The sequence below is a fragment of the Hallella colorans genome, assembly GCF_003096815.1.
In the GTDB taxonomy this organism is placed as follows: domain Bacteria; phylum Bacteroidota; class Bacteroidia; order Bacteroidales; family Bacteroidaceae; genus Prevotella; species Prevotella colorans.
Genome location: NZ_QENY01000015.1, coordinates 1 through 26,778 on the forward strand (window position 1 = coordinate 1; position 26,778 = coordinate 26,778).

General features: G+C 47.5%; 18 protein-coding genes and 1 tRNA gene. 8 read left to right on the top strand and 11 right to left on the bottom strand.

The annotated features are described in order from the left end of the window. Window positions 1-273: 273 nt before the first annotated feature. The 8 genes from C7379_RS08140 to C7379_RS08175 all read right to left on the bottom strand — a co-directional run bounded on the left by C7379_RS08140 (window position 274) and on the right by C7379_RS08175 (window position 5,438). A complete protein-coding gene (locus C7379_RS08140) occupies window positions 274-738 on the bottom strand; it encodes an ExbD/TolR family protein (protein WP_116616863.1) in 465 nt (154 codons plus the stop codon). Further along, complete coding sequence (locus C7379_RS08145; protein ID WP_116616864.1) at window positions 735-1,286, bottom strand: ExbD/TolR family protein; 552 nt, start codon at window positions 1,284-1,286, stop codon at window positions 735-737. Before C7379_RS08145 ends, C7379_RS08140 begins: the two co-directional genes overlap by 4 nt. Beyond that, window positions 1,283-1,792, bottom strand: coding sequence for a hypothetical protein (locus tag C7379_RS08150; protein ID WP_116616865.1), 510 nt, complete (start codon window positions 1,790-1,792; stop codon window positions 1,283-1,285). The genes C7379_RS08145 and C7379_RS08150 overlap by 4 nt, the downstream gene beginning before the upstream one ends. Next, complete coding sequence (locus tag C7379_RS08155; protein ID WP_116616922.1) at window positions 1,789-2,568, bottom strand: MotA/TolQ/ExbB proton channel family protein; 780 nt, start codon at window positions 2,566-2,568, stop codon at window positions 1,789-1,791. The genes C7379_RS08150 and C7379_RS08155 overlap by 4 nt, the downstream gene beginning before the upstream one ends. A 146-nt stretch (window positions 2,569-2,714) precedes the next feature. Beyond that, window positions 2,715-2,802: transfer RNA gene (locus C7379_RS08160), tRNA-Ser, on the bottom strand. A 95-nt stretch (window positions 2,803-2,897) separates the two neighbouring features. Continuing rightward, on the bottom strand, window positions 2,898-3,716 hold the full coding sequence (locus tag C7379_RS08165; protein ID WP_116616866.1) for a TatD family hydrolase: 819 nt from the start codon (window positions 3,714-3,716) through the stop codon (window positions 2,898-2,900). A 1-nt stretch (window position 3,717) separates the two neighbouring features. Continuing rightward, entirely contained in the window at window positions 3,718-4,695 is a 978-nt protein-coding gene (locus C7379_RS08170) for a polyprenyl synthetase family protein (protein ID WP_116616867.1), read from the bottom strand. A 38-nt stretch (window positions 4,696-4,733) separates the two neighbouring features. Then, the gene (locus C7379_RS08175; protein ID WP_116616868.1) at window positions 4,734-5,438 is read right to left on the bottom strand and encodes an energy transducer TonB; all 705 of its coding nucleotides are present in this window, start codon (window positions 5,436-5,438) and stop codon (window positions 4,734-4,736) included. A gap of 106 nt (window positions 5,439-5,544) precedes the next feature. Here C7379_RS08175 and porQ point away from each other — a divergent pair, with 106 nt between their 5' ends. Together porQ and cmk are read left to right on the top strand one after the other, a co-directional pair. Then, entirely contained in the window at window positions 5,545-6,495 is a 951-nt protein-coding gene (porQ, locus tag C7379_RS08180; RefSeq protein ID WP_116616869.1) for a type IX secretion system protein PorQ, read from the top strand. 66 nt (window positions 6,496-6,561) lie between these two features. Continuing rightward, window positions 6,562-7,284 carry a (d)CMP kinase gene (gene cmk, locus C7379_RS08185; protein ID WP_116616870.1) on the top strand — a complete coding sequence of 241 codons (723 nt, stop codon included), beginning with the start codon at window positions 6,562-6,564 and terminating at the stop codon, window positions 7,282-7,284. 153 nt (window positions 7,285-7,437) lie between these two features. Here cmk and C7379_RS08190 read toward each other — a convergent pair whose 3' ends face one another. Continuing rightward, window positions 7,438-7,848: a lytic transglycosylase domain-containing protein gene (locus C7379_RS08190; protein WP_473234643.1), complete on the bottom strand. Its 411-nt coding sequence runs from the start codon at window positions 7,846-7,848 to the stop codon at window positions 7,438-7,440. A gap of 1,108 nt (window positions 7,849-8,956) precedes the next feature. Between C7379_RS08190 and C7379_RS08200 the strand changes: the two genes are divergently transcribed. The 5 genes from C7379_RS08200 to C7379_RS08220 all read left to right on the top strand — a co-directional run bounded on the left by C7379_RS08200 (window position 8,957) and on the right by C7379_RS08220 (window position 22,040). Further along, window positions 8,957-14,521 (top strand): alpha-2-macroglobulin family protein, encoded by a 5,565-nt coding sequence (locus C7379_RS08200; RefSeq protein WP_116616873.1) that lies wholly within the window; start codon window positions 8,957-8,959, stop codon window positions 14,519-14,521. Window positions 14,522-14,563: 42 nt separating this feature from the next. Next, window positions 14,564-15,631, top strand: a complete 1,068-nt coding sequence (locus C7379_RS08205) for a DUF1573 domain-containing protein (RefSeq protein WP_116616923.1) — start codon at window positions 14,564-14,566, stop codon at window positions 15,629-15,631. A 145-nt stretch (window positions 15,632-15,776) separates the two neighbouring features. After that, the gene (locus C7379_RS08210; RefSeq protein WP_116616874.1) at window positions 15,777-16,637 is read left to right on the top strand and encodes a 4-hydroxy-3-methylbut-2-enyl diphosphate reductase; all 861 of its coding nucleotides are present in this window, start codon (window positions 15,777-15,779) and stop codon (window positions 16,635-16,637) included. 219 nt (window positions 16,638-16,856) lie between these two features. Further along, window positions 16,857-19,445 carry an ATP-dependent chaperone ClpB gene (clpB, locus tag C7379_RS08215; protein ID WP_116616875.1) on the top strand — a complete coding sequence of 863 codons (2,589 nt, stop codon included), beginning with the start codon at window positions 16,857-16,859 and terminating at the stop codon, window positions 19,443-19,445. 597 nt (window positions 19,446-20,042) lie between these two features. Continuing rightward, window positions 20,043-22,040, top strand: a complete 1,998-nt coding sequence (locus C7379_RS08220) for an OPT family oligopeptide transporter (RefSeq protein WP_116616876.1) — start codon at window positions 20,043-20,045, stop codon at window positions 22,038-22,040. Between the two features lie 131 nt (window positions 22,041-22,171). On the opposite strand, the gene C7379_RS08225 is transcribed toward C7379_RS08220, so the two are convergent. Beyond that, window positions 22,172-24,895 (bottom strand): 3'-5' exonuclease, encoded by a 2,724-nt coding sequence (locus C7379_RS08225; RefSeq protein WP_116616877.1) that lies wholly within the window; start codon window positions 24,893-24,895, stop codon window positions 22,172-22,174. Between the two features lie 90 nt (window positions 24,896-24,985). On the opposite strand from C7379_RS08225, the gene C7379_RS08230 reads away from it, so the two are divergent. Next, window positions 24,986-25,312 (top strand): hypothetical protein, encoded by a 327-nt coding sequence (locus C7379_RS08230; protein ID WP_116616878.1) that lies wholly within the window; start codon window positions 24,986-24,988, stop codon window positions 25,310-25,312. A 132-nt stretch (window positions 25,313-25,444) separates the two neighbouring features. Here the strand turns inward: C7379_RS08230 and nagB are convergent, their stop codons facing one another. Next, complete coding sequence (gene nagB / locus C7379_RS08235) at window positions 25,445-26,236, bottom strand: glucosamine-6-phosphate deaminase (protein WP_116616879.1); 792 nt, start codon at window positions 26,234-26,236, stop codon at window positions 25,445-25,447. Window positions 26,237-26,778 lie beyond the last annotated feature (542 nt).

A 26,778-nucleotide genomic window follows, 5' to 3' on the forward strand; every position in this document is an offset into this window, starting at 1 on the left:
GTGGTGCTGTGGGAGGCTGAACTTAAATTTTCAATACCAAATCATCACGCAGGTCTATATGAAAAATGCGATGTCGCCTTTTTGAGGGTCGACTATCTAACGAATCTAAATTGTGACGTGCCATATTGTATCTTCATTTTTCCCCAAAGTTACAAAGGAAATGGAATAATCATGTTTATTTTGCACTTTTTAATTGTAAAAAGTTATGAAAATTAACTATTCTCGCAATTAAAAACGTTCTGTTTATAGCTACTACGACAATAAACAACGTAATTATTTTTTTCTTTTCTCAGCCGAATAGGTAATGCGTGTGGCCTTAGCCTTTCTTAAAGCTTGCTTTACATCAGTTATAATTCCCATGTGTGTGTCGCGATCTGCCTTAATGGAGACGGTCATTATCTCACGGTCTTCAGGAAGCATTCGAGCCTGATCAGCTGACACATAGTCCGCGACATCGTCAGCATTAACAAACCTATCATTTATCTGAATATAGGTTTTACCGTCTTTCGCCAACTTTGTCCCTACAGCCGGTCGGCCTATATATATATAGGTGACAGCCGTCTTCTTGGTCAAACGCGTAAGCTCCGTACCCTGTGGCAACCTGTATTGAACCTTGACTGCCACCTTTTGCATGTGCGTAACAATCATAAAAAAGAAAAGAACCGTAAATATAAGATCTGGCAAAGAGGCCGTGTTGAGCCCCGGCACTTGTCGGTCACGGTGGCGAAACATGCTCATGGCTCGCCTCCTTCCTGCCCGTCCGCGAAATGATTGGCCATCGTTCCATTGTACTGTTCGGCTATACGCTGTGGACATTGGGCCATTATCACATCTCGTTGCTTGGGCAGCAGCACGTCAAAGTCTTTTTTGAAAGTCCTTTTAGCCGCACTGTTTCGCCAATTCTTATAGGCCGTCACCAACTCGTTTTGCAATTGAAAATAGGCATCATAACTTGCCTCCGGGGCCACGTCTATTTTGATAAGATGCCTTTTCCCCATCCTTTTGATAAAGTCTTCCACACACATTCGCAACTTGTTGACAGGCAAAACGCGCCCATCAACAAACAGTTTGCCGTTTTCGTCAATACGCAAAACCATCATCGTACCTTTAGCGACAAACGACTCTTGCCGCTCTTGTTTGTCTGCCGGCGGTAACTGTCGAGACAGCCCCTTGTCCATACCCATATTAGTAGTGACAAGAAAGAAGATCAACAACATAAAGGAAATGTCAGCCGTTGAGGTCGTGTTGAGCTCTGGAACGCTATGTCGACGACGGTAAAATCTCATTTCTTTCGAATGTATTTTGTAGAGCCGTAGACCACCATCGCGATAGCTATCACCATTAAAACCAATGATGTATAGATGAACATATCAGATACTTTCAACCAAAAAAAAGTGGTATAACGAGTGCCATTAATCAGCATTTCTGTAGAAGATCCAACCAGAAAGCTTAACGCAAGCAATGCCATCACGCCAAAAACCACACCATAACCTATTTTCTTGATTGGTATGTTGTTATCGTAGGAATCGCTCTTTCCCCTAACTTTCAAGGTACGAAAAACTGTCCATGCAACCATGCCGACAGTTCCAATGACAAGCAAATATACCCAGCCGATAAGCGCATTGGTAAATAAAGGAGCGTTGAAGTTTGGGTTTTCATCGAATGGACGACTATAGCCTACAAACCAAAGCAACGCATAAATCAAGACGCTCAAAGCCACAAGCGTATAAAATACGCTCATGGACAGCCTCTCGACAGGCCACCTTTTCCAATTTTTAATCTTACCCATCATTCGTTTTTCAACTTATATTTCATCACAGAGTCAAGCAGACTAATGGCAGACTCTTCCATCTGCGATGTTAAATGCTCTATCTTTGACAGGATATAGTTATAAAAAATCATCAATATGAGCGCCACGATAATTCCAAAAATCGTCGTGATTAATGCCACTTTCATGCCAGAAGCCACGATTGTCGGACTAATGTCGCCAGCCATTTGAATTTGGTCGAAAGCCATCACCATGCCAATAACCGTACCCAAAAAACCCAACGATGGAGCCATGGCGATGAACAAAGTGATCCACGAGCAACCCTTTTCAAGGTTCGCGCTCTGCACCGATCCATAGCTTGTGACAGACCGCTCTATGTTGTCAATACTCTCATCCAATCGTTCCAATCCTTGGTAACATATCGACGCGACTGGCCCCCGAGTTTCGCGGCACTGCTTTTTTGCCCCCTCTATGTCATCACGCATTATCTTATCATCCAAATCTGCCATAAACTTCTTGGCGTTAATCTCCGACAAACTCAGATAAATGATACGCTCTATGCAAAATGCCAAACCCAACACCAACGCCAAAGCGACCAAGGACATAAAGCCCGCGTTACCTTCTATAAATTTTGTTTTCAAAGCCTTGTGAAAGCCGACTTGCTCCACAGAACCTTCCAAGGCACTGTCATCGCCATGCGATTCGTCACCAAGCATCTGAGTAACAGTCGCACTATCAAGCTCGTCAGACGCATCTGACGTAGTCTTCGCAGCCGAATCCACATCTGTTGGGGTGGACATAGCCTGACCATGCTTACTGCTTACCACATTTTGACCATACGAATTGCCAAGACAAAAAAACAGAATAAAGGAAAATACGAGACGCACAAACAAAACTTTCATCTCTTAACGCGATTAAATCTACAACAAGTATAAAACCTATCCAGCGGAGAGACGGGGATTCGAACCCCGGAAACGGTTTCGCCGTTTACACGCTTTCCAGGCGTGCCTCTTCAGCCACTCGAGCATCTCTCCTTCTGAATAATAGAAAGCGCAATCGTTAATTGCGAGTGCAAAAGTATTACATTTTGCCCGATTTACGAAGTCGCGCCATGTAATTTTAAGCTTCTTTAAAGATTAATTCCAAACACCCGGCGCACATTGTCATTAGTGATCTTGGCCAAATTGCTTGTTGAAACTCCATAACTTTGGGCCAACACCTCCAACACCTCTTTCAAGAACGCACTTTCGTTGCGTTTTCCACGATGTGGCACCGGAGCCATATAGGGGCTGTCTGTCTCTAAAACGATACGCTCCAAAGGCACCGCGGTGGGCAGGTCCTCACGCAAATGGCTGCTCTTGAACGTAGACACGCCGCCTATCCCAAGGCAAAAATTGTCAATGCGCAAGAAGTCTTCCGCCTCCTTGGCATTACCTGTGAAACAATGGAATACGCCACCATGCAACACCTTGGCGTATGGTTTCAACACATGCAACATCTCATTTTGTGCCTTGCGGCAATGTATCATCAAAGGCAATTGATATTCCACAGCCCACCTCACCTGCTCCTCGAAGGCCGCAAGTTGTTCTTTCTCAAATTCCCTTGACCAATAAAAATCCAGCCCACACTCGCCCACCGCGATATATCTCAGAGGTGTCGATGCCTCCTCACGCAGGTTGTCCTCAAGCGCATTGCGCATATCGGCAAGTACATCCGCCCAATCGGAGCCCACCTCCTCAGGCTGCAAGCCTATCATCGGAAAGCAATAGCCGGGATAATGGCTACACACCGTCCGCACCGACATAATAGATTGACGATTGATAGCTGGCAAAAATATCGCACCCACACGAGCCGCTTTGGCCCGCTCAATGACTTCGGGCAAGTCATCTTTAAACTCCTCACCATCAAGATGAGCGTGCGTGTCCACGTATTTTGGTAACTCTTGCATCCTAATATTTCCTTTCAACCATTGCCTCTGCGTATGCGCGCAGCTCGCGCTTGCGGTCATCCGCCACTGTCACAGCGTCAAGATAACGCTTGCTTCGCTCAAAATAATAGTGTATTTTCTGACGTGCCAGCTCGTCTATCCCTATCTCGTTATATAAGGTTGTCATCGCGTTGACCTTCTCGTCGCGGTCAAAACATTCCATGCCAACCCATCTGGCCAGCTCCTTGCGCTGCATGTCATTGGCGCGATTAAAGGCATTTATAAGCATGTATGTCTTCTTGTTTGACACGATATCTCCCCCGATGGCCTTGCCAAAAACCTTGCTATCGCCATACACATCAAGGTAGTCGTCTTGCAATTGGAACGCCAGACCTATCTGCTCGCCAAATTTATAGAGATTGTCGGCATCACGTTCGGGCGCCTCCGCGAGCACAGCCCCCATCTTGAGAGCACATGCCAAGAGCACGCTTGTCTTGAGACGGATCATCTCTATGTACTCTTCCTCGCTCACGTCATTTCGTGTTTCAAAATCAATGTCATACTGCTGCCCCTCGCCTATCTCCAAAGCGGTCTCTGTAAAAATATCCAAAACCAGTTTGAGCTTGTCCTCGGCGCAATTGGCAATACGCTGAAAAGCCAACACGAGCATAGAGTCTCCCGACAGGATAGCTTGGTTGTTGTTCCATTTTTTATGCACAGTCTCATGCCCTCTACGCAGGTCGGCGTTGTCCATGAGATCATCGTGCAAGAGCGTGTAATTGTGATAGGTTTCCAAGCCTACGGCCTGCGACAGTATATTTTCGGGATCGTCCCTGAAGAGATTGTATCCCAACAGCATCAAAGTGGGCCTGATGCGCTTGCCACCCATTGAGAGCACATAGTTCACGGGAGCATAGAGCGTGTCGGGCTTTCTGTCTACAGACAGTTGCTCAATATACTCGTTTACCCATCGCATTATTTTTTCAGCAGATTGAATCATGGCTATTTTCTTTGTTGTTTATATTCGAAGACTTGTGTTTACAATTTGAAATTGATGGGGATGGCCACCATCGTGCGGCAGGGTTTGTTGCCATTGCGGCCAGGTTTCCACGCTGGCATCATCTTGATGACACGCAGAGCCTCGCCGTCTATCAACGGATTGACAGGCTTGTCTACCTTGGGATTGGCGATGGTACCGTCTTTGTTCACGATGAATGTCACCACAACCCTACCCTCTATTTTCTGCTGTTGCGCAGCAGAAGGGTAACGCAAGTTACGCGTAAGCCATTTCATAAACTCCACCATGCCCCCCGGAAACTCGGGCAACTGCTCCACCACGCGCGACACGTCGTCGCCATTGTCCACATCCGTCTGTGGCAACGCCTGTGTCACTTCTGCCTCGCCAATCGCCCCGGACCCATCACCATCCACCGCAAGAGGCGTAGAGGCTGACACGTTAGGCATAGTCTCTACAGGCGTCGAAGTCTCTTTCACGTTCTCCGTGATGGCTTTCCGCGCTGGCGCCGGCGCGGCGGATATCATGTCATGGGTATTCATGGCAGGTAACAGTTCCATGTCTTCCGCCAAATTATCAAGCATATTGTCCGCGTCATCGTAATTGGCCGGACGAGTGGAAAACTCCAAACCAGCAAGCGTCAAGGCCAAAGCCACTATCAGGCCGAGCAGAAATCCTCCCACGCGGTATCGTTCCAAATCGGCCGATTCTACTTTCTTGGTTTCCATGTTACAATAATCTTTGCCCGATAACGTTTAATTATCAAAATGCTTTGCAAATTTAATGCAAATCCTGATAAAAGGAGTACCTTTGTCGAATAATTAGAAAAAATAAATGAAAAAAGCCCTTTTTGCTTTTCTCTTAACGATTTTTGCCATTCATGCCGAGGCGCAAAACGAAAGTCAAACCGCATACAACTTTCTGCGACTTCCCGTGAGTGCCCACGCCGCCGCGCTGGGGGGCGACAATGTGAGCCTTGCCGAGGACGACGAGGCACTTATCTTTCACAATCCGGCCCTGCTGTCATCGGTGAGCGACAAGACCATCAACCTCAACTACATGAACTATATGTCGGGTGTCAATACGGCCAGCGCCGCTTTCAACCGGGTGGTCAAAGAGCGAGCGTCGTGGGCGGTCTCCGCACAATATATGGATTATGGCAAAATGAAAGAAGTGGACGAGAACAATGTACAAACCGGAGATTTCTCTGCCCGCGAAATCGCCGTGGCGGGATATTTCTCCTACATGTTGGGACGACACATCGCCGGAGGCATCGCCGCCAAACTCATCACGTCATATATCGGGCCATACAACTCTTTGGCTTTTGGCGTTGACCTCGGCCTAAACTATTACCACCCAGACACCGAGTGGTCAGTATCTCTTGTGCTGAAAAATATTGGCGGACAACTGGAGGCATACCATGACAACTACGACAAAATGCCTATAGACATGCAATTAGGCGCCACCAAGCGTTTGCACAGCATACCTCTTCGTATCTCTGCCACGATCGTGGACCTCAACCATTTGGACTACAGCATGGCTGACCACCTCGTGCTTGGGGCAGACTTCCTGCTCACAGAGACATTCTGGATAGGCGGAGGATACAACTTCAGACGCGCGAGAGAGATGAGAATTATATCTGCCGATGGCAGCCACGCCAACGGCAGGGCGGGCTTGTCCATTGGCACAGGACTGAACTTGGAGCGTTTCAAACTCAACGTGGCTTACGCCAAATACCACGTTTCAAGCTCAAGTATTACGGTCAACGCGGCTTACGCATTGTAGTCTAATGCCACACGACGTTCACATATCTATATTTATTATTAACACACTACCATCACCACCACAATCATGAAAAAGATTACAATAGCCATCGACGGCTTTTCTTCATGCGGAAAAAGCACGATGGCCAAAGACCTTGCGCAAAAAATAGGATACGTATATGTTGACACGGGGGCCATGTATCGTGCCGTTACGCTTTTCGCCATGCGCCACTCACTTTTCAATGCGGACGGCACCGTGAAGACAGACCGCCTGCAAAGCCTCATGCCAAACATTCATATCTCGTTCAAACTCAACAGAGAGACTGGTCGCCCAGATACTTTTCTAAACGACGAACTGGTTGAAACCGAGATACGAAACATGGAAGTGAGCGGCCATGTCAGCCCCATCGCCGCCATACCATTTGTCCGGGCGGCCATGGTGGAGCGCCAACAGCAGATGGGAAAAGACAAAGGCGTGGTGATGGACGGACGAGACATTGGCACCGTGGTATTTCCAGACGCCGAGCTTAAGATATTTGTCACGGCCACTGCCGACGTGCGCGCGCGCCGACGCTACGACGAACTAAAGGGCAAAGGCCTGCCCGCCAATTATGACGAGATATTGAAAAACGTGCAAGAACGCGACTATATAGACACGCACCGCGAAGTGTCGCCACTGAGAAAAGCCGCTGACGCGATAGAGCTTGACAACAGCCATATCACCATCGACGAGCAGAACGAATGGCTCATGCGCCAATTTCGCCGCGCTTGTGACGAAAACGCAAAACGAGAAAAACAGCCCACACGCTAACAAACAGGATCTTTCTCACCATTTCTCAAACGACATGAGCCCAGCTTTTAGCTGGGCTCACTGTTATGTAATAAACCATCGAAGGCTATACGAACATCTGACTATTAGCATTGAACAGACAGAACGAGACATCTTCAACCAGATATTCGAAAGCTACTTGCCACGTTTCATCACAGCTTTCACTTTTTCAAAATAACGCTGCGTTCTGCGTTTACTATAATTATGACCACCATTCCACGACCTAATGGCTCGCTCTATGCTGTTAGTCGGATTGTATTTAGACTGGTATATGAGAAACATCTCTTTAGATTTCTGAACGCTGTACCTGTCGCGCATGGTATAACGCTTCTTACTATTCCTACCTTTCAAGATCTTGTTGCAGTCGGCAACCAAAATGGGCGTGATTTGCATCGCCCCAACCGAATTTCCACTTTTAGCTCGCGGATTGCCTCCGCTCTCTACCATAATAATGGCTTCTATAACCTTTGTCCAGTCAAATTTTGAATAATTGCCCGTTTTGTCAAAAACATTCCCTGCTTGTACAGGCAAAATAGTGAAAAACATTACACCTAAGATGAATGTCTTTAGTAATTTCTCCATAATTTGAAATTTATGGAACCTGAAATCAAACCGATTTCACGACTATGCTTATGAGAAAAAGTTTAGCCACAGTCTCAGTTCCGTGATACTTCAGCGAATAGCCCCACTAAAACAAAAAGCAGTTGTTATCCTTATTTTTATCGGCTGCAAAAGTACGAAAAAAGTTTCACCGAGCCAAACTATTTATGTTTTTTAATATTACAAATTATAAATTAAAGAATTGAAAATCAACATTATAAATTATAATATAGGGTTTGCGACGCATGCGAGAACACGCTACAAAAAGCTACGAACACATGGCTTAACGCTCATTCAAACTCCATCACATCGCTAAGAGCAAAAAATGCAATGCATATCCAAAAATATCAAACTTATTTACCAAATTTTAAGCGTTAAAATTCTTCATAATAGAAAGAAAACAAATGTCCACGCCTCCTTTTTTTCAGAAAATCACACTCGAAGAAAACCACTCAAACCGCGTTAAAGGCCTATTCAAGTTGCCATTAGAACGTAATCGCAATGCGTTTACGGTTTAATCGAAACGTCATTACACCTTTATCGGTGCACGAATGGGCACTAATGGCAAGTGCATTAAGCCCTAATGACATGGGCGAATGAAAACTTTTTTACCACGAAGACACACTCCATATCTATAAATTACTGGTGCAATGACAGTTGCGAAAAACTCAAAATAAGAGCGTATATTCAAAAAACATATTAGGATTTACAAATAGACAGAATACAGAGAGGTATTTGTCAGAAGTTTTCAGCATTGTTTTTCGTGCAGGTTTGAGATTAGATTAATGTCACAAAACGATGAGGGCAATATACGAAGAACAACCAGCATACCACCCTTTGCACATGTGCGACTGACCGCCCTCAACCAGAACCATTTAATAAGGAAATGCCCATAACGAGCGGCAAGATTACGCCACAAGAGCTTCAAAAACATGATTATCAACACATAGATGTGGAAATATTGCGTTGTAAAAAATAATAAATCATTGGCGTATATTTCCAAACTTTCAATATAAATACTTATCTTTGCAATGTTTGTTTAAAGAAAAAACTTATGAAAAAGATATTCTATCTTATCATTTTATTAGCAATACCCATGAATATCCTTGCGGACAGTTACTCATCATTATGGAAGAAAGTGGACGATGCATCCAAAAAGGATTTGCCTAAAACCCAAATTCTATGGCTGAACAAAATTATCGCCAAAGCGGAGGGTGAGAAAGCGTACGGCCAGCTGATGAAAGCCCAACTTCTTCGTTCCTCGCTTCAAACACAGATAGCACCCGACTCATTAGATGTGGAGATAGCCAGACTTGAGCGAAAAGCCCTCACGACCAAAGACAAAACGCTGCAAGCGGTATACGCGTCGGCGTTGGGCAAAATATACCAAGGACACCTTGAAGATGGTGCGGTGGCCAAAAGCAAGCATTGGTTTGCGCTTTCCATGCAAAATCCGGCCCTTTTGGCCCAGCATAAGAGCGAGGAATACGAACCGGCCATCGTAAAAGGCGTGGACAGCCGCATCTTTAACGAAGACTTGCTGCACGTCATCGGTTTGGAAGCCGAAGACTATGCCACCCTGCACGATTATTATAGCAAAACAGGTAACCGGCCCGCCGCATGTATCACGGCATGCTACAAACTGAGACAGGAACGTGGCAACTATACTGCCGTGGCCAACAAATCTGTATATCTTCAGCGAGTAGACTCGCTCATTAAGGTTTACGCCGACCTGCCTATGGCTGGCGAATTGGCCATCGAGCATGACGATTACCTTGCCCAATGCCCTGACGCCTCGGCCGAAGAACGTGTCAAATACATCAACTACGCGCTCAACCAGTGGGGCGCATGGCCACGGATGAACATTCTGCGCAACGCTCTTGCCGAGTTGGAGCGGCCATCTTTCAATATCAACATAGGCGACTGCATGCTGCTGCCAAACGTCAAGCGCAAGGTGCTGGTCAATTCCATACGCAACATCAACGAGCTATACGTCAAAATATATCGAGTGGACGTGAGCGGAAAAACCAAGCTCAATCCTAATAAAGCCCAAGACTACAAGGTGCTGCAAAAACATATCGTCCCAGCCTTTGAGCGGTCGATTACGCGGCGATACATTGGCCAGCCGGCGTGGAAAGAGAACTGTGACTCCATCTTGTTGGAGGGAATGCCCGTAGGCGTGTATCTCATGGAGGCCTCCACTGACAACAAGGGCATCAAGCCTCAACGTGCCTTGCTGCGCGTGAGCGACCTCTACGTGATGAGTGAGGGCCGCCCAGACGACCACATTCGGTTTGTCGTGGTGAACGCGACAACAGGCAAGCCCATAGAAGGAGCGCATATAGAACTGACCACAAACGCCACATACGGCAATGGGAAAGACAGCAAAGTAAGCATATTGAGCGGCCAAAATGGCGAGGTGAACTATGCCTACAAAGGACGAATGCCCAACAAAATATATGTCTTTACGGACAAAGACCGCGCCTGCGGCAACTTTGACATAGACGCGTACTATTCTTATTGGGACGAAAAATCGGTAAGAAAAGACCTTTACGCTTATACAGACCGTAGTGTATACCGCCCTGGCCAGCAGGTTCACGCGGTAGCTATCGCCACGGAGATAGACAGCAAAAGCGTATCAAGCAAAGCCCTTGACAATGAGCTGCTAACTATAACCTTGCGCGATGCCAATGGAAAAGAAGTGGGCAAAAAAGAAGTTACGACCGACGCTTTTGGCACAGCTTCCACTATGTTCACGCTGCCGACAAATGGGCTTACCGGCACTTTTTATATCAGGATGGAGGGCCGCGATCTGTACGCCGGGACCTCGTTGCAAGTGGAACAATACAAACGCCCAACATATCAAATAGAATTTGAGCCTTATAAAAAAGCATACCAAATAGGCGACGTAGTAAAAGTGCGCGGCGTGGCAAAGAGCTTTGCCGGCGTGCCAGTGCAAGGAGCCAAGGTGGAATACACCGTGAAACGCAACAAGAGCATGTGGTCTCGCTGGAGCGACGGTAACTGGTCGGACAACCTGCTGACAGAATCCACCGTGACAGCCGATGATGGTTCTTTCTACTTGAACATGCCAATGACATTGCCCCCAAATGTCAATATGGAGCTTCCACTATATTATAATGTGGTGGCGAACGCCAAAGTGACCGACCTTTCGGGCGAGACACACGAAGGCACGACATCGCTGCCACTGAGCAATCGCACGCAAATTTTAAATTGCGACATACCTTCCAAGACGCTAAGAGACAGCCTGCGCAACTTCTCTTTCACGCTCAGGAACGTCGCCGGCGAAGTTATCGAGGGCAAAGTGCGCTATAAAATTGACAACGAGCCATGGCAGACGACAGACGCCAACAAGCCCGTCGCCATCGCTCGCAAATTGACATCAGGACAGCATACTATCACGGGGATATGTGACAATGACACCGTGAAAAAACAATTTATCATATTTTCTTATGAGGACAAGAAGCCTGCGATAGAGACCCCACACTGGTTCTACGTCTCTGACAATCGATTCCACGCCGACGGTAAACCCGTGTACATACAGGTGGGCAGCTCTGATAGCGATGTGTACCTATACTATACCGTGCTGAGCGGAGGACGCGTCATCGACGAAGGGCGCACGGTGCTCAACAACGAAGTGCTCACCAAGAAGATGGTTTACAAAGAAGCGTACGGCGATGGCATCACGATAAATATGGCATGGGTGAAACGAGGTCATCTCTTCAAGCATACCGTGCAGCTGCTTAGACCAGAGCCCGACAACAAACTCAAACTCTCGTGGAAGACTTTCCGCGACCGACTGGCTCCCGGACAAAAGGAGGAGTGGACACTGCGAATACTCACGCCCGATGGCAAGCCTGCGCAAGCGCAGCTGCTCGCCACCATGTACGACAAGAGTTTGGACGGCATAGTCAAGCACCAATGGCATTTCTCGCCCCACTATCAATTCTCTTTGCCACAAACAGAATGGCACGGCGGCAGCAACGACGCCATAGGATTGTACGGCTTCGCCAATTACAAGAGACTGCCAGAGCGCATGCTTGCGTTCAGCCATTACTATAAGAGCATGTTCTACATCGCGCCTCCTTACGTGCTCTACGAGTCGATGGCTACGCAGGCTTCCAACGGTTTGCGGACACGCGCCATGGGAGCGGGGATTTCGATCGCAAAAAACGAATTGGTCAAATCAGAGGCCGTCGCGAAAACTGGCGGTGGCTATGCGGCTGACAGCGTGTACCAAGAAGTGACCGAATTGTCAGCCCTCGACAACGCCCCAAACAATCAAGCCACCGGGATGGATAGCGGAAACAAGCAGGGCAATGCCACCCAGCAACCGCGCGAAAACCTCAACGAGACAGCGTTCTTCTTCCCAACGCTCATGGCCGACAGTCAAGGCAATGTCAACATCAAGTTTACACTGCCAGAGAGCGTCACCACTTGGCGTTTCATGGGTATCGCCCACGACAAGCAGATGAACCATGAGCAGTTATCAGCCGAAGCCGTAGCAAAGAAAGACGTGATGGTGCAGCCCAACTTACCACGTTTTATCCGCATGGGCGACAAAGCTCAAATCAGTGGTCGCATCTATAACACCGCAGAGAAAAACATCAACGGTATGGCACGCTTTCAGCTTCTCGACCCCGAGACAGAGGCAGTGGTGGCAGAATGGGAAAAAGCATTCGACGTGGCCCGAGGCATGACCACGACCGTCTATTTTGACGTTGACGCAGACCGCTTGGCCGCAAACGCCAAAGGTTGCAATCTGTTCATTGCTCGTGTCATGGTGGAGGGCAACGGTTTTAGCGATGGCGAGCAGCACTATTTGCCGCTCTTACCCAATCGCGAATATGTTACTACCACGGTTCCATTCACACAGAATGGCACAGGCACGAAAACCATAGATTTGAGCAAACTGTTTCCCAACGCCGACGCCCAAAACAAGCTTACCATCGAATATACCAACCATCCGGCATGGCTCATGGTGCAAGCGTTGCCATCAATAGCCAGTCCCTACGACAAGGACGCTATATCGTTGGTCACCGCCATCTATGCCAACAGCATAGGACAGAGCCTTCTTAATTCATCGCCAAAAATTAAGCGGACTGTCGAAATGTGGAAAAAGGAAACGCGAGAAGAAACTTCGCTGATGAGCAGTTTGCAGAAAAATCAAGAGCTAAAGACAATGGTACTCTCCGAAACACCGTGGGTTGCCAACGCCGAGAGGGAAGCTGAACAGAAACAACAGCTTATCAACTTCTTGGACGAGACGACCATTGGTTATCGCGTCAACAATTTCACCACCAAGCTGCAAGCCCTCCAGAACAGCGATGGCTCGTTCAGTTGGTGGCCGGGCATGGCCGGAAGCTCTTATATAACAATGAGCGTAGCACAAATATTGACACGTTTGGATGCCATGATTGGCACAAAATACGTGCGCACGAACATGCTCAACCAAGCGTTTGGATACCTTGACAGGCGTATCGCCGAGGAAACGAGAGAGCTGAAGAAGGCTGAGAAGAAAGGGCAGAAGCATCTTTCTCCAAGCGAGCTGGCATGCAATTATCTGTACACATGCGCATTGGCCAAACGCCCGGAAAGTCAAGACATGAACTATTTGGTGGCTTTGTTGGAAAAGATGCCCACCGAACTCACCATCTATGGAAAGGCTGGTTGCGCCGTTATCCTGTCTCAATATGGCAAGGAGCGGCGAGCCAAGGAATATCTGCAAAGCATCAACGAGTACTCCGTTTACAAAGCGGAGATGGGCAGATATTTTGACACTCACAAAGCCTTTTACAGTTGGTTTGATTACAAAATACCCACACAGACGTTTGCAATCGAAGCCATAAAACGCCTCAATCCGACCGACACCAAGACCATTGAAGAGATGCAGCGGTGGCTATTGCAAGAGAAACGCACCACCGGATGGGACACACCCATCAACGCGGTGAACGCCGTTTACGCTTTTATGGGTAACAATGAGGGTGGGATCGACATGAGCAAGCTTGCCTCTGGCATACCAACAACACTGAAAATAAATGGACAAGCTCTCAAAACACCTCAGGCAACGGCAGGGCTTGGATATGTAAAAACAACGGTAAAAGGCAACAAGGCAAGCACGTTTACGGCCGAAAAAACAAGCCAAGGCACATCTTGGGGGGCACTCTACGCACAGTATTGGCAGAAGGCTTCGGATGTAAAGGCTGCATCATCTGGACTTATAGTCAAGCGTGAGATATGCTCGACAGACGGCAAGAAAATAACCAACCGACTGAAAGTGGGCGACAAAGTGAGGGTGCGCATCACCATCACGGCCGACCGAGACTATGACTTTGTTCAGGTACAAGACAAGCGCGCGGCTTGCTTGGAACCAGCGGAGCAGCTCAGTGGCTATCACTGGGGCTACTACCTCGCGCCGCAAGATAACGTGACCAACTATTATTTTGACTGTCTCGCCAAAGGGAAACATATTGTCGAGACCGATTATTACGTGGACCGCGAGGGTGACTACACCACTGGAATATGCACCGCGCAATGCGCCTATAGCCCTGAATATTCTGGCAGGGAGGGAGCAAAAGAATTGCATGTGACCCGATAAAGCATCAATAATAGGGTCGCTACAAACGATTATTAACAAATGATGAATAAAAAAATAATAGGAATATCTCTTATCGCATTAATTTGCTGCGAAGCTAAAGCACAAGAGATTACAATAGCAAACAAGACAATAGACTGTGGGCAAGTAGTTTTCAAATCGCCTGTGAGAGCCGAGTTTGAAATGAGAAACAGTGGCGGTCAGCCATTGGTTATAACCAATGTACAGACCAGTTGTGGCTGCACGCAAGCCCAATATCCGAAAACCCCCATCGCCCCCGGCGCGAAATTCGTGGTCGCAGCCACCTACGACGCCAAACAAATGGGCCGGTTCGACAAACAAATTGGCATATACAGCAACGCCACCCAAAATCCTTTGACACTGTCTGTACGTGGCGTTGTCGTCTCAAAGATTATCAAATTTGAAGGCCAATACACGTTTCAAATGGGCAAATTAAAGGTCGACGTGAATAACATAGAATTTGATAATGTAAATCGCGGTGACCAACCTACCCAAGTGATACACATCAAAAACATTGGCTCCACTGTCGCCGAGCCAGTTGTGATGCATCTTCCCGACTATCTAAAAGCTAACATTTCACCCTCGAAAATAGCCCCTGGGCACAGTGCCACGGCCATCTTGACACTCGACTCACACCGCATTCGAGACTTGGGCTTAACTCAAACTTCTGTATATTTAGGCTCATTTCTCGGCGACACCGTATCTCCCAAAAAAGAAATATCAATCTCGACCGTACTTCTTCCGGGCTTCAAAGGAATGACAGACTCCACTCGAATCTATGCGCCCAAGTTGAGATTGTCCGCAGGAAGCCTTGAGTTGGGCAGTTTTAAAGGCAAGGCTAAGAAGAAAGGCGAAATCGAAATCACCAACCAAGGACGAACCACGCTCAAGATAAACAGCCTTCAAATGTTCACCATGGGATTGGAAGTATCGCTCAACAAAACAGAAATCGAACCCGGTGAAAAAGCCAAACTCAAAATAACCGCGATGGCCAACGAGTTGAAAATGGCACGTTCCAAACCACGTATACTAATGATTACCAACGACCCGGAGAACACTAAGATAGTCATCAACATCAATGTTGAAATGTAAAAAACAAGAAGCCGGACGGATTAAAGACTACCAAAGAAGTGGAGAACTTACTTCGCCAAACACCGATTCATAATTCAACCATGCGATAACAGCATGCCATATACACATCTTTAACATCATAAATTGGCAACATCCATACCCTAATATGAATGTAAAAATAGAAATTGACAGTGGCAGCGGGTTCTGTTTTGGCGTAACAACGGCCATCAAGAAGGCTGAAGAAGAGCTTGCAGGCGGCAAAACCCTATATTGTTTGGGCGACATTGTGCACAACAGCATGGAAGTGAACAGGTTGCATCGACAAGGCCTAATCACAATCAATCATGAGCAATTAAGGCAGTTGCGCAATGCGAAAGTGCTGCTCAGGGCGCACGGAGAGCCACCCGAGACCTACGAACTGGCACGCAAAAACAATATAGAGATTATCGACGCAACATGTCCCGTGGTGTTAGCCTTACAGCGAAGAATAAAGAGAAAGTTTGTTGACAACCCAGATTCACAGATTGTTATCTTCGGAAAAAACGGGCATGCAGAGGTACTTGGTCTTGTCGGGCAAACTCATTCCAACGCCATCGTGGTGGAAAACATTGAGGACGTAAAGCGACTCGACTTCAATCGTAGCGTCTATCTATATTCCCAAACCACCAAAAGCCTTGACGAATTCCACCATATTATTGCATACATAGAACAACACATATCACCCCATGCCACCTTTGAGCGCTTCGACACGATATGCCGTCAAGTGGCTAACCGCATGCCCAACATAGCCGAGTTTGCGTCCAAACACGATCTCATCCTATTCGTAAGTGGCCGCAAAAGCTCCAATGGCAAGGTGCTTTTCCACGAATGTCGGAGCGTCAACCCCAACAGTTATCAGATAGAAAGCGCTGAGGAGATAGACTTTGACTGGTTTAAAGGGGTAAGCACCATTGGCATTTGCGGCGCCACCAGTACGCCAAAATGGCTGATGGAAGAGTGCAAAGAGGCTATCCTGAGGCATGATTAAATCAAAACGAGCAACTTTTTTACGTTCTTCATAACACCGCATTGCCCTATGTTTGAGTGGTGAAACACACATTTCACGCATCTAAACATAGGGCAAATAATATTCTGTCATTTTGTCATTTTTATTGAATGGGCACGCCATTTGACTTTATACAGTTGAAATAAAAATATATCACACCATTAGAAAACATAAAAAAGAAAATATAGAAAGGAGACAAACATGACATTTGACAAATTCACTATCAAGGCGCAAGAGGCAGTACAAGAGGCTGTCAACATAGCGCAAGAGGCTCAACAGCAGGTGATCGAGCCAACACACCTATTGCAAGGCATCATACAAAAAAGTAGGGATGTCACAAATTTCGTATTCCAAAAATTAGGCGTTAACACATCACAAATTGAAAAATTGGTTCAACAAGAATTACGCCGACTGCCCCGTGTGGAAGGTGGGCAGCCCTATTTCTCTAACGACACCAATTCGGTGTTGCAGCGTGCCATAGGCATTTCGCAGAAAATGGGAGACGAATTTGTGTCTGTAGAACCTATACTCTTAGCTCTGCTTCAAGTTAACTCTACCGTAGCCCACATTCTGAAAGACGCCGGATGCACAGAGGATAACATGAGAAAGGCTATCGAAGAGTTGCGCCAAGGCCAAAATGTGCAAGGCCAAAGTGGCGACGAGAACTTTCAAGCCTTGTCCAAATACGCCAAAAACTTGGTGGACGAGGCCCGCAAAGGCAAGCTTGACCCCGTGATAGGGCGCGACGAAGAGATACGCCGCGTGCTACAAATATTGTCGAGACGTACCAAGAACAACCCTATATTAATAGGCGAGCCGGGTACAGGCAAAACCGCCATCGTGGAAGGATTGGCGCAACGCATCGTGCGTGGCGACGTGCCCGAGAACCTGAAAAATAAGCAACTATATTCGTTGGACATGGGAGCTTTGGTAGCAGGGGCTAAATACAAGGGCGAGTTTGAGGAACGTCTGAAAAGCGTTATCAAGGAGGTAACGAGTGCTAACGGCAATATCATATTGTTCATAGATGAGATTCACACGCTCGTTGGGGCAGGTGGCGGCGAGGGAGCCATGGACGCTGCCAACATCTTGAAACCCGCGTTGGCTCGCGGCGAGCTACGCGCCATCGGAGCAACCACACTCAACGAGTACCAGAAATACTTTGAGAAAGACGCGGCTCTTGAGCGTCGTTTCCAAACCGTGATGGTCGAAGAACCAGACGAGTTGGACGCCATTTCCATCCTGCGAGGGCTCAAGGAGCGCTACGAGAACCACCATAAGGTGCGTATTCAGGACGATGCCTGCATCGCTGCCGTACAGCTTTCGGAGCGCTATATCTCCGACAGGTTCCTCCCCGACAAGGCCATCGACCTCATGGACGAGGCTGCCGCTAAGCTGCGCATGGAACGAGACTCCGTCCCCGAGGAACTTGACGAGATATCCCGCCGATTGAAACAATTGGAGATTGAGCGCGAGGCCATCAAACGAGAGAACGATGAGGACAAGATTAAGCTATTGGACAAGGACATAGCCGAGCTCAAAGAGCAGGAGCACCAATACCGTGCCAAATGGGAAGCCGAGCGTAGTCTTGTCAACAAGATACAGCAAGACAAACAAGAGATGGAACAACTCAAGTTTGAGGCGGAACGCGCCGAACGCGAAGGCAACTATGAACGGGTGGCCGAAATACGCTATGGCAAGCTGCAACAGCTACAAGATGACATCAACAATATACAGCAACAGCTCAAGAACACGCAAGGCGGCGATGGCATGGTGCGAGAGGAAGTGACCACCGATGACATAGCCGAGGTAGTGAGCCGATGGACCGGAATTCCGGTGACAAGGATGTTGCAAAGCGAGCGAGATAAATTGTTGCATTTGGAAGAGGAATTGCACAAGCGTGTCATAGGCCAAGACGAGGCTATCAAAGCTGTGTCGGATGCTGTGCGTCGAAGTCGCGCCGGCCTGCAAGATCCCAAGAAACCCATCGCCTCTTTCATCTTTCTCGGAACAACGGGTACCGGTAAGACCGAATTGGCCAAGGCCTTGGCGGAATACCTCTTCAACGACGAGAATATGATGACGCGTATTGACATGAGCGAGTACCAAGAGAAATTCAGCGTGTCCCGACTCATCGGCGCGCCTCCGGGGTATGTCGGCTACGACGAGGGTGGCCAGCTCACGGAGGCCGTGAGACGTAAGCCATACAGCGTAGTACTGTTTGACGAGATCGAGAAGGCGCACCCCGACGTGTTCAACACATTGTTGCAGGTGCTTGACGACGGTCGTCTTACCGACAACAAGGGGCGCACGGTCAACTTCAAGAACACCATCATCATCATGACCTCCAATCTCGGAAGCCAGTACATACAAGAGCGTTTCTCTGCCCTCGACGACCACAACCGCCACGAGGTAATCAGCGACACGCGCGACAAGGTGATGGAGATGCTCAGAAAGACCATCCGGCCGGAATTCTTGAACCGTATTGACGACATCATCATGTTCTTGCCTCTCACCAAACAAGAGATAGCCAAGGTAGTGACCTTGCAACTGCAACGCGTTCGCAAGATGCTCGAGCCGCAGGGCTTTAACATAGAATGGACAGACCAAGCGGTAGATTGGTTGGCCAACGTGGGCTATGACCCCGAGTTTGGCGCACGCCCAGTGAAGCGCGCCATCCAAGAGCACATGCTCAACGAGTTGTCTAAGAAAATCCTCGCAGAGGAGGTCAATCGTGAGAAGCCCATAGTGATAGACGCCAACGGCAACGGCTTGGTGTTTCGCAATTAAAGCCTTGTGCCAAGCCTGACAAACAGGCAGGCTATATTTGAGGAGGTGCGTCGCAATGACGCACCTCCTCTTATTTTGTAAAAAAATACTGCCTAAAATCAGCCCCTTGGCAAGTGGGTGTTTTAGAGAAAAAAATATAACTTTATGAGAATAAAATTTTTAAAATGACATCGTAAGAATGTAGCCCGCTCATGATTAATGTCCAATCACACCACGTATAAGGTCTAATCACACTTGCTTTAAGACCTAAACGAAGCGTGAATGGGCCTTATTCGGCCGATGTTTAGTATCGAATGGCAAAGCATTTAGAAAACTTTTTTGAGATCATAGCAGATATATGTCTATACCAATCTGGTTTCCAAAAACTTACAAAAAACTCTTTTTTTTCTCGTATTTGCAAGCAAGTGCCACTCAGCTTGCAAATAAGCCAAGCACGAGCAAGTGTTTGTCAGATATTTTCAAAGACCTGTGTTGTCAAGTAAAAACAGACTGTTATGCAGCCAACATAATTATATCTTGACAATTTCTAACGTGCGTTTTATGATAATTTCAATATTTTCATTATCTTTGCAAATATTAAATATCAAATCTTGAACCATGGACGAAAAAGAGAAAGAGGCGGTGCAGCTGCCCGATAACGCATTTAGAGAATTGAAAGACGGCGAAGAATATGAGCCGATTATGAGCCCCGTGCATGCCTATCCTGAGGTTAACGCTTGGTCTGTGACGTGGGGCTTGGTCATGGCCGTATTGTTTTCGGCTGCCGCAGCCTACTTGGGGTTAAAGGTAGGGCAGGTGTTCGAGGCCGCCATACCTATCGCCATCATTGCCGTTGGCGTATCCACGGCTACCAAACGCCACAAGGCTTTGGGCGAAAACGTCATCATTCAGAGCATTGGCGCATGCTCGGGCGCAGTGGTAGCCGGGTGCATTTTCACCTTGCCAGCCATCTATATCTTGCAAAGCAAATACCCTGATATGACCGCATCATTTCTCAACATGTTCTTGGCTTCGGCTCTCGGCGGTGTGTTGGGCATATTGTTCCTCATCCCTTTCCGCAAATATTTTGTAAGCGATATGCACGGCAAATATCCTTTCCCAGAGGCTACCGCCACCACGCAAGTGCTGGTATCAGGTGCCAAGGGGGGCGACCAGGCCAAACCACTGCTACTCGCAGGCATCGTGGGCGGTATCTACGACTTCATCGTTTCGAGCTTTGGTTGGTGGAATGAAATGTTCACCAGTAGGTTCATAAGCATCGGACAAGACATCGCCGACAAAGCCAAATTGGTGTTCAAGGTGAACACTGGCGCGGCCGTTCTGGGTTTGGGCTACATCATTGGCTTGCGATATGCGCTATTCATTTGTTTTGGTTCCGTTGTAGTATGGTGGCTCATCGTACCGGGCATGTCACTCTTTTTTCATGACCAAGTGCTCAACATGTGGGACCCAAACATAACGACGACAGTAGGGGTCATGACCCCCGAGCAAATATTCAAGGCCTATGCTCGCAACATTGGCATTGGAGGTATCGCCATGGCTGGTATCATCGGTATCATAAAGAGCTGGAAAATCATCAAGAGCGCCGTTGGGTTGGCATCAAAAGAACTTAAAGGTAAAGGTTCTGGTATGGATGAAGTGAAACGCACGCAGCGTGACATCTCGTTCAAGATTATTGCCATCGGCAGCGTGTTAGTGATACTACTGACGTTCCTCTTCTTTTGGATTGGCGTGATGAAAGGCAACTTGCTGTTTGCCGTGGTGGGCATCTTGCTTGTCACCGTCATCGCTTTTCTCTTCACAACAGTGGCAGCCAACGCCATCGCCATCGTGGGTAGCAATCCTGTTTCAGGCATGACGCTCATGACATTGATATTGGCCAGCGTGGTGATGGTGGCCGTCGGAATGAAAGGCACGGGTGGCATGGTCGCCGCCTTGGTCATGGGCGGTGTGGTGTGCACGGCCCTCTCTATGGCTGGCAGCTTTATCACCGACTTGAAAATAGGCTACTGGATTGGCACCACTCCCAAGAAACAGGAGACGTGGAAGTTTCTTGGCACGCTTGTTAGTGCGGCCACTGTAGTGGGCGTGATGATTGTTTTGAACAAGACCTACGGTTTTGCCAGTGGTAAATTGGCCGCCCCACAAGCCAACGCTATGGCTGCTGTGATAGACCCTTTGATGAACGGCGTGGGTGCTCCGTGGGTACTTTATGCTATTGGCGCGGTCATCGCGGTGGTGCTCGACCGTTTGCACATCCCTGCACTACCATTCGCGCTGGGCATGTTTATTCCATTGGAGCTTAACATTCCGCTGTTGGTCGGTGGCACAGTCAATTGGTTCGTCACCTCACGCAGCAAGGACGAGGCCTCTAACAAGGCTCGAGGTGAAAAGGGAACGCTCATCGCCAGCGGTTTCATTGCGGGCGGCGCATTGATGGGCGTGGTAAGCGCACTGCTCAAATTTGGTGGCATCGACTTCTCCATAGCCAAGATATGGTGGGCCAATCCGCTGTCCGAGATATGCTCTTTGGCAGCTTATATATGCCTCATCGCTTATTTCATTCATGCCACGAAAGTAAAAGAAAAAGCATAACCCACATGTAGGGTTTCCAACAATAAAAAGTGAAGGTCTCAATATTCTTTATGAACATTGAGACCTTTTATTATAAAAATTGGTAGAATTTGCGTTCAATTGTTGGACAATAATCGACCGGGTATGCCATGTCAATCCTTTTCAAACAAATGCAAAACCGGCTCAAGAAAACGTGTTATGTGTTGAGGTATCACGTTTCCGCTTACCTTTCTCGTTTTACAACATGTGATTACAAGGCGTTTTCGCGCCCTTGACATTGCGACATAAAGTTTTCGGGCATCTTCGGCCAAACCCTTATAGTCGTTCCTGTTAAAATAGCTTGGCATGCGACTGTCCACCATATCAAAAACGACGACATTGTCAAATTCCAACCCCTTGGCCTTATGGATCGTGGAGACAAACATGCGCTCATCTATGGCTGAGGACCCACATAGGTCGGATTCTTTGAGAGTGGTCAACTCCGTAATATGATTGTCCAGCTGCTCTTTTAACGAAAGTTTGCGCTGGGTGGTTAAAATATCATTATCTATAAAGCTAAAAACATATTTCATCTTTGCCGTCTCGGGCATCCAACCATTTGCTCTCGCCATCTGGTAAAAATGTTTCATCTCCGAGACAATGGCCGACTCGGCAGACTTCGCGGGCCTGTCATAAAGACGTTCGCGAGCCTCAACGAACATGTCACCATAGTTTTGACGTATCATTCTGATATGCTCTTGTGTACTTTTACGACCGAGAAACTCTCTCTGCGACTCCACAACCTTAGCTCCCTGACGTCTACAATACGCCAAAAGTTGCACCGTCGCATGAACGTCATCGTCCGCAAGGTGTGAGTTCTGGCCCTCCAATTTCAAATCACTCAATAGCAATTTCAATTTAAAAGCGCGCAAATCAGGTCGTAACAAACGGATAATTTTAAGAGAGTCGAAACACTTTGGACATCGTGTTTGCCACTTCACGCCACGCAGGTAACGACGCACGTTCCAATCCATTATATGGTAATCATAATCAGCATTGTGCGCCACGAGAACATCATCGCCCACAAAATCAAGAAACATTCGCAATCCCTGTTCGTGTGTCACAATGACATTGCGCTTGCGTTCCTCGATGATTGGATTGACCACATCGCCCAACATCCTCGGAATTTCACGTTCGGTGGCAATGTGCACACAGAATTTTCCAACAACCATTCCATCACGAATACGCTGGGCGGCAATCTGTATCACGTCGTCCTCGAACACGTTTAGGCCCGTGGTCTCGGTGTCAAAGACAACCAACGCCCGCTCATCATAAGCTTGCGCAAATGCCTGAATATAGGTGGTATCTTTATAATCAAAGAAGTCGGCGGGCGTTATGGCCCTCGCTTTAAGACGATGGACAAACTGTCTTGCGCCCGAATTTGTGCCAAAGGCCTTCGTTCCTCTCAGTAGCCTGGACCACGCAATGAAGTTGTTGTCATTGGAAAGCGCGCTTAAATGCGCCATTAGCAATTTAACCTCAGGCGTGGAGAATAGGTCCGTTCCAGAGACCTTGAAATGCGATTGCCGTTTTTCCAAAAGCAATTTACTGATGGTATCAGCGTCTTTGTTGGCGTTGACAATAATGGCTATTGTCTCGTCGGGATGATCACGAAACAGCCTTGTCGCCATATTCGCCACATCAACGTACTCAGACTCGATATTGTCACTTGAGACTATCTGTAGCTCTCCGCCCCGCATAAGACTTCCATCCGTGGGGGCCGGCAGCAAATCGGCATCCGCTTTAAGAACTTTTACGGCGTATAGATTGAGCAAATCTACCAAGTATTTGGGTGAGCGATGATTTATTCCGAGGTGATAAATATGCCCCTCGCAGCGTTTTTTCAACTCTCCTAAAATGTGAAGTTTGGCGCCCATGAATGAAAAAATGGCTTGCATTTCGTCTCCGAGATACATTAAAGTGCCAGTCCCACTGACTATCTTGCCACCTGACGGCGCGAATTCCAATGTTGAGAGCTCGTCTATTATGGCCAATTGCAAAGCGTTAAGGTCCTGCACTTCATCCACCTGAATCCAAGGATAGCGTTTGTGCGAACGCTCATCTCTCATGGCTACATAGGTGAACTGAAGCAGGTCCTCAAAGTCTAAAAGATTGTTTTGCCGCCTATAAGCATCGTATCCATGCGCGTATCGCATACGCTCGAGCAAACGCACGGCCTGCTGGCGAAGCGCGATATCGAAACCCTCAGACCTGACAAAATCAAGAAAGAAATCCGTATGGTCGTATATATCGAGCACAGACCCGCTCGTAAACGGTTGCTCCCTGACCCTGCAAATCGTTTCGAGAACAGCAATGTCGTCTTTAGACAAGCACTCTGGATGCAGTCTTAGTGGTTTCGGAATGCCATTACGTAACTCGAACATGAGGTGAGCCATGAACATTATCTGACTGTATTCCCGCCTGCGACCGCTGTCGTCGAGCACCCTTTCTTCGTCCTCCTGAAGGTACATAGACAGTATTCCTACCACCGTGTCGTCATCAATGACAGAACTTTCGGCTGGCACGAGTGCGTTTTCAAACAGGAAACGCGAGCAGTATCGGTGCACGTTGCCCACAAAAACATCTGTCGCGGACTCGTCGTCAACGTTTTCCGCGATGCGCTCACGCATACCGCGAGCGGCCCTGTTGGTAAACGTCAGACAAAGCATGTCATCATAAGCCACCCCCATGACATGGGCATGGCAAATACGCTCGGCCAAAATTTGGGTCTTGCCACAACCGGGAGGGGCCAAAACTAAATGGCAACCTTCCTCAATGGATATAATTTTTCGTTGCGTAGAATCAGGTGTCCATGACTCCCGTTGGTTTTGTTTCATGGTTGAAAGTTTCTGCAAACTTACTATATTTTTTCAAAATTAAGAAACCGGGGAAAGCGTTATTCATCAAAAATATTTATCTTTGCGCAAATGAAAATTATCAGGAACAGGCTTCTTCCGCCCAAAAATTTTGACGCCATCAATATTATGGGGTTATTGTTTTGCCACAAATCGACCATCATAACGCCCGAAATTGTCCGGCATGAACAAATCCACACACGGCAAATGGCAGAACTGCTGTTCGTCTTTTTCTACCTATGGTATTTTATAGAATGGCTTGTTAGGCTATTCATGAGGGGCAACGCGTACCACCATATCAGTTTTGAGCGAGAGGCTTACGACCACATGGACGAGCCGGACTACCTGAAAAGGCGCAAACACTTCGCGTGGATGAAATATTACAAACTGGGTCGTTGAGCTTCGGCCTTATCGTAAAAGCGAACCACGACATCGCCTTTAGCCCAATCACGACAAAGGCATGCCACAATTGGCATGCCTTCTTCATATTGATATCAAGATAAAATCACATCATGGTTGGCGCCATTCCCATCACAAATTGTTCTGCTCTATATCTTTAAAATATTTGTATGTGCCCACTTTCAGCTCATCGCATGCCGCCTCGTCGGCCACGATGATACCGTGCCGGTGCATTTGCAGGGCAGAGATAGTCCACCATTGCGACACGGCACCCTCCACCGCCGCTTGCAGCGCGCGAGCCTTGTGATGCCCATTGCATAATATCATCACCTCGCGTGCGTCCATCACCGTACCCACACCAACAGTCAAGGCATACTTGGGAACCTTGTTCACGTCATTGTCAAAAAAGCGGCTGTTGGCCAAGATGGTATCCGATGTGAGCGTCTTTTCACGTGTTCGGCTGACAAGACTCGAGCCCGGCTCGTTGAAGGCGATATGCCCATCAGGGCCTATGCCACCGATAAAGAGATCTATGCCACCAGCCTCTTCGATCATCCGCTCATAGCGCTCACACTCGGCTTTCAAGTCTTTGGCGTTGCCATTGAGTATGTGTATATTCTCGCGGGGAATGTCTATGTGGTCAAAAAGGTTGCGGGCCATAAAGCTGTGATAGCTCTGCGGATGATCCTCTGCCAAGCCAACATACTCGTCCATGTTAAAAGTCAACACGTGTTTAAAACTCACTCGTCCCTCCTTGTTGGCCTTGACAAGCGCGGCATACATGCCCTCGGGCGAACTACCTGTGGGCAAACCCAGCACAAACGGGTGGCTGGCAGACGCGTTAAAACTGTTTATACGCTCAATTACATGCTCGGCAGCCCACTGCGAGATGCCGTCATAATGCGGTTGAATGATTACTCTCATAAGATTTTAATGATTTAAGTGTTTGCTAAATGTACGTAATTTTTAGGCTATAGAGCCACGCTTATATTGCCAAAAAGTATTTTATTATTTGCAAAAATACTATTTTTTTTTGACAAAACATCGATTTCCATTGTACATTTTGGCATCTACCCTCCTTATCGTCTTGACAGATTGAGAATATGGCTTCAAACAATGGCGCGTATGACATCAAAATGATGATGTAAAGAAAATATGTCTATTTTTGTGTCTCCAAAAAACATCCATTTAGAGAAAAAACTGTCTCTTTTTTCTCCTCAAGTCATCATTTTTAGACTAAAATAAAAGAACCAAAGCCCGATTAATACTTATTCAGCCTGTGTTTAAGACCTATTCGCAACACGATGAGCATTTATTGGTCACGTGATTGATAGTCAATCACCGTACCATTAAGCGCTAATCGCAAAGCCTAATAACAGCTCTCATACCTCCGCGAAGTCAAAATGGCACGTATGTCACTGACAAGTAGCCGGTTACGAAAACATTAATTTTTTGCCATATTTTGG

What these genes read in the sequence shown, in the direction of transcription:
- C7379_RS08140 (WP_116616863.1), bottom strand. Translation starts at nt 738, where the DNA reads ATGAGCATGTTTCGCCACCGTGACCGACAAGTGCCGGGGCTCAACACG.
- C7379_RS08145 (WP_116616864.1), bottom strand. Translation starts at nt 1,286, where the DNA reads ATGAGATTTTACCGTCGTCGACATAGCGTTCCAGAGCTCAACACGACC.
- C7379_RS08150 (WP_116616865.1), bottom strand. Translation starts at nt 1,792, where the DNA reads ATGATGGGTAAGATTAAAAATTGGAAAAGGTGGCCTGTCGAGAGGCTG.
- C7379_RS08155 (WP_116616922.1), bottom strand. Translation starts at nt 2,568, where the DNA reads ATGTCCACCCCAACAGATGTGGATTCGGCTGCGAAGACTACGTCAGAT.
- C7379_RS08165 (WP_116616866.1), bottom strand. Translation starts at nt 3,716, where the DNA reads ATGCAAGAGTTACCAAAATACGTGGACACGCACGCTCATCTTGATGGT.
- C7379_RS08170 (WP_116616867.1), bottom strand. Translation starts at nt 4,695, where the DNA reads ATGATTCAATCTGCTGAAAAAATAATGCGATGGGTAAACGAGTATATT.
- C7379_RS08175 (WP_116616868.1), bottom strand. Translation starts at nt 5,438, where the DNA reads ATGGAAACCAAGAAAGTAGAATCGGCCGATTTGGAACGATACCGCGTG.
- porQ (WP_116616869.1), top strand. Translation starts at nt 5,545, where the DNA reads ATGAAAAAAGCCCTTTTTGCTTTTCTCTTAACGATTTTTGCCATTCAT.
- cmk (WP_116616870.1), top strand. Translation starts at nt 6,562, where the DNA reads ATGAAAAAGATTACAATAGCCATCGACGGCTTTTCTTCATGCGGAAAA.
- C7379_RS08190 (WP_473234643.1), bottom strand. Translation starts at nt 7,848, where the DNA reads ATGTTTTTCACTATTTTGCCTGTACAAGCAGGGAATGTTTTTGACAAA.
- C7379_RS08200 (WP_116616873.1), top strand. Translation starts at nt 8,957, where the DNA reads ATGAAAAAGATATTCTATCTTATCATTTTATTAGCAATACCCATGAAT.
- C7379_RS08205 (WP_116616923.1), top strand. Translation starts at nt 14,564, where the DNA reads ATGAATAAAAAAATAATAGGAATATCTCTTATCGCATTAATTTGCTGC.
- C7379_RS08210 (WP_116616874.1), top strand. Translation starts at nt 15,777, where the DNA reads ATGAATGTAAAAATAGAAATTGACAGTGGCAGCGGGTTCTGTTTTGGC.
- clpB (WP_116616875.1), top strand. Translation starts at nt 16,857, where the DNA reads ATGACATTTGACAAATTCACTATCAAGGCGCAAGAGGCAGTACAAGAG.
- C7379_RS08220 (WP_116616876.1), top strand. Translation starts at nt 20,043, where the DNA reads ATGGACGAAAAAGAGAAAGAGGCGGTGCAGCTGCCCGATAACGCATTT.
- C7379_RS08225 (WP_116616877.1), bottom strand. Translation starts at nt 24,895, where the DNA reads ATGAAACAAAACCAACGGGAGTCATGGACACCTGATTCTACGCAACGA.
- C7379_RS08230 (WP_116616878.1), top strand. Translation starts at nt 24,986, where the DNA reads ATGAAAATTATCAGGAACAGGCTTCTTCCGCCCAAAAATTTTGACGCC.
- nagB (WP_116616879.1), bottom strand. Translation starts at nt 26,236, where the DNA reads ATGAGAGTAATCATTCAACCGCATTATGACGGCATCTCGCAGTGGGCT.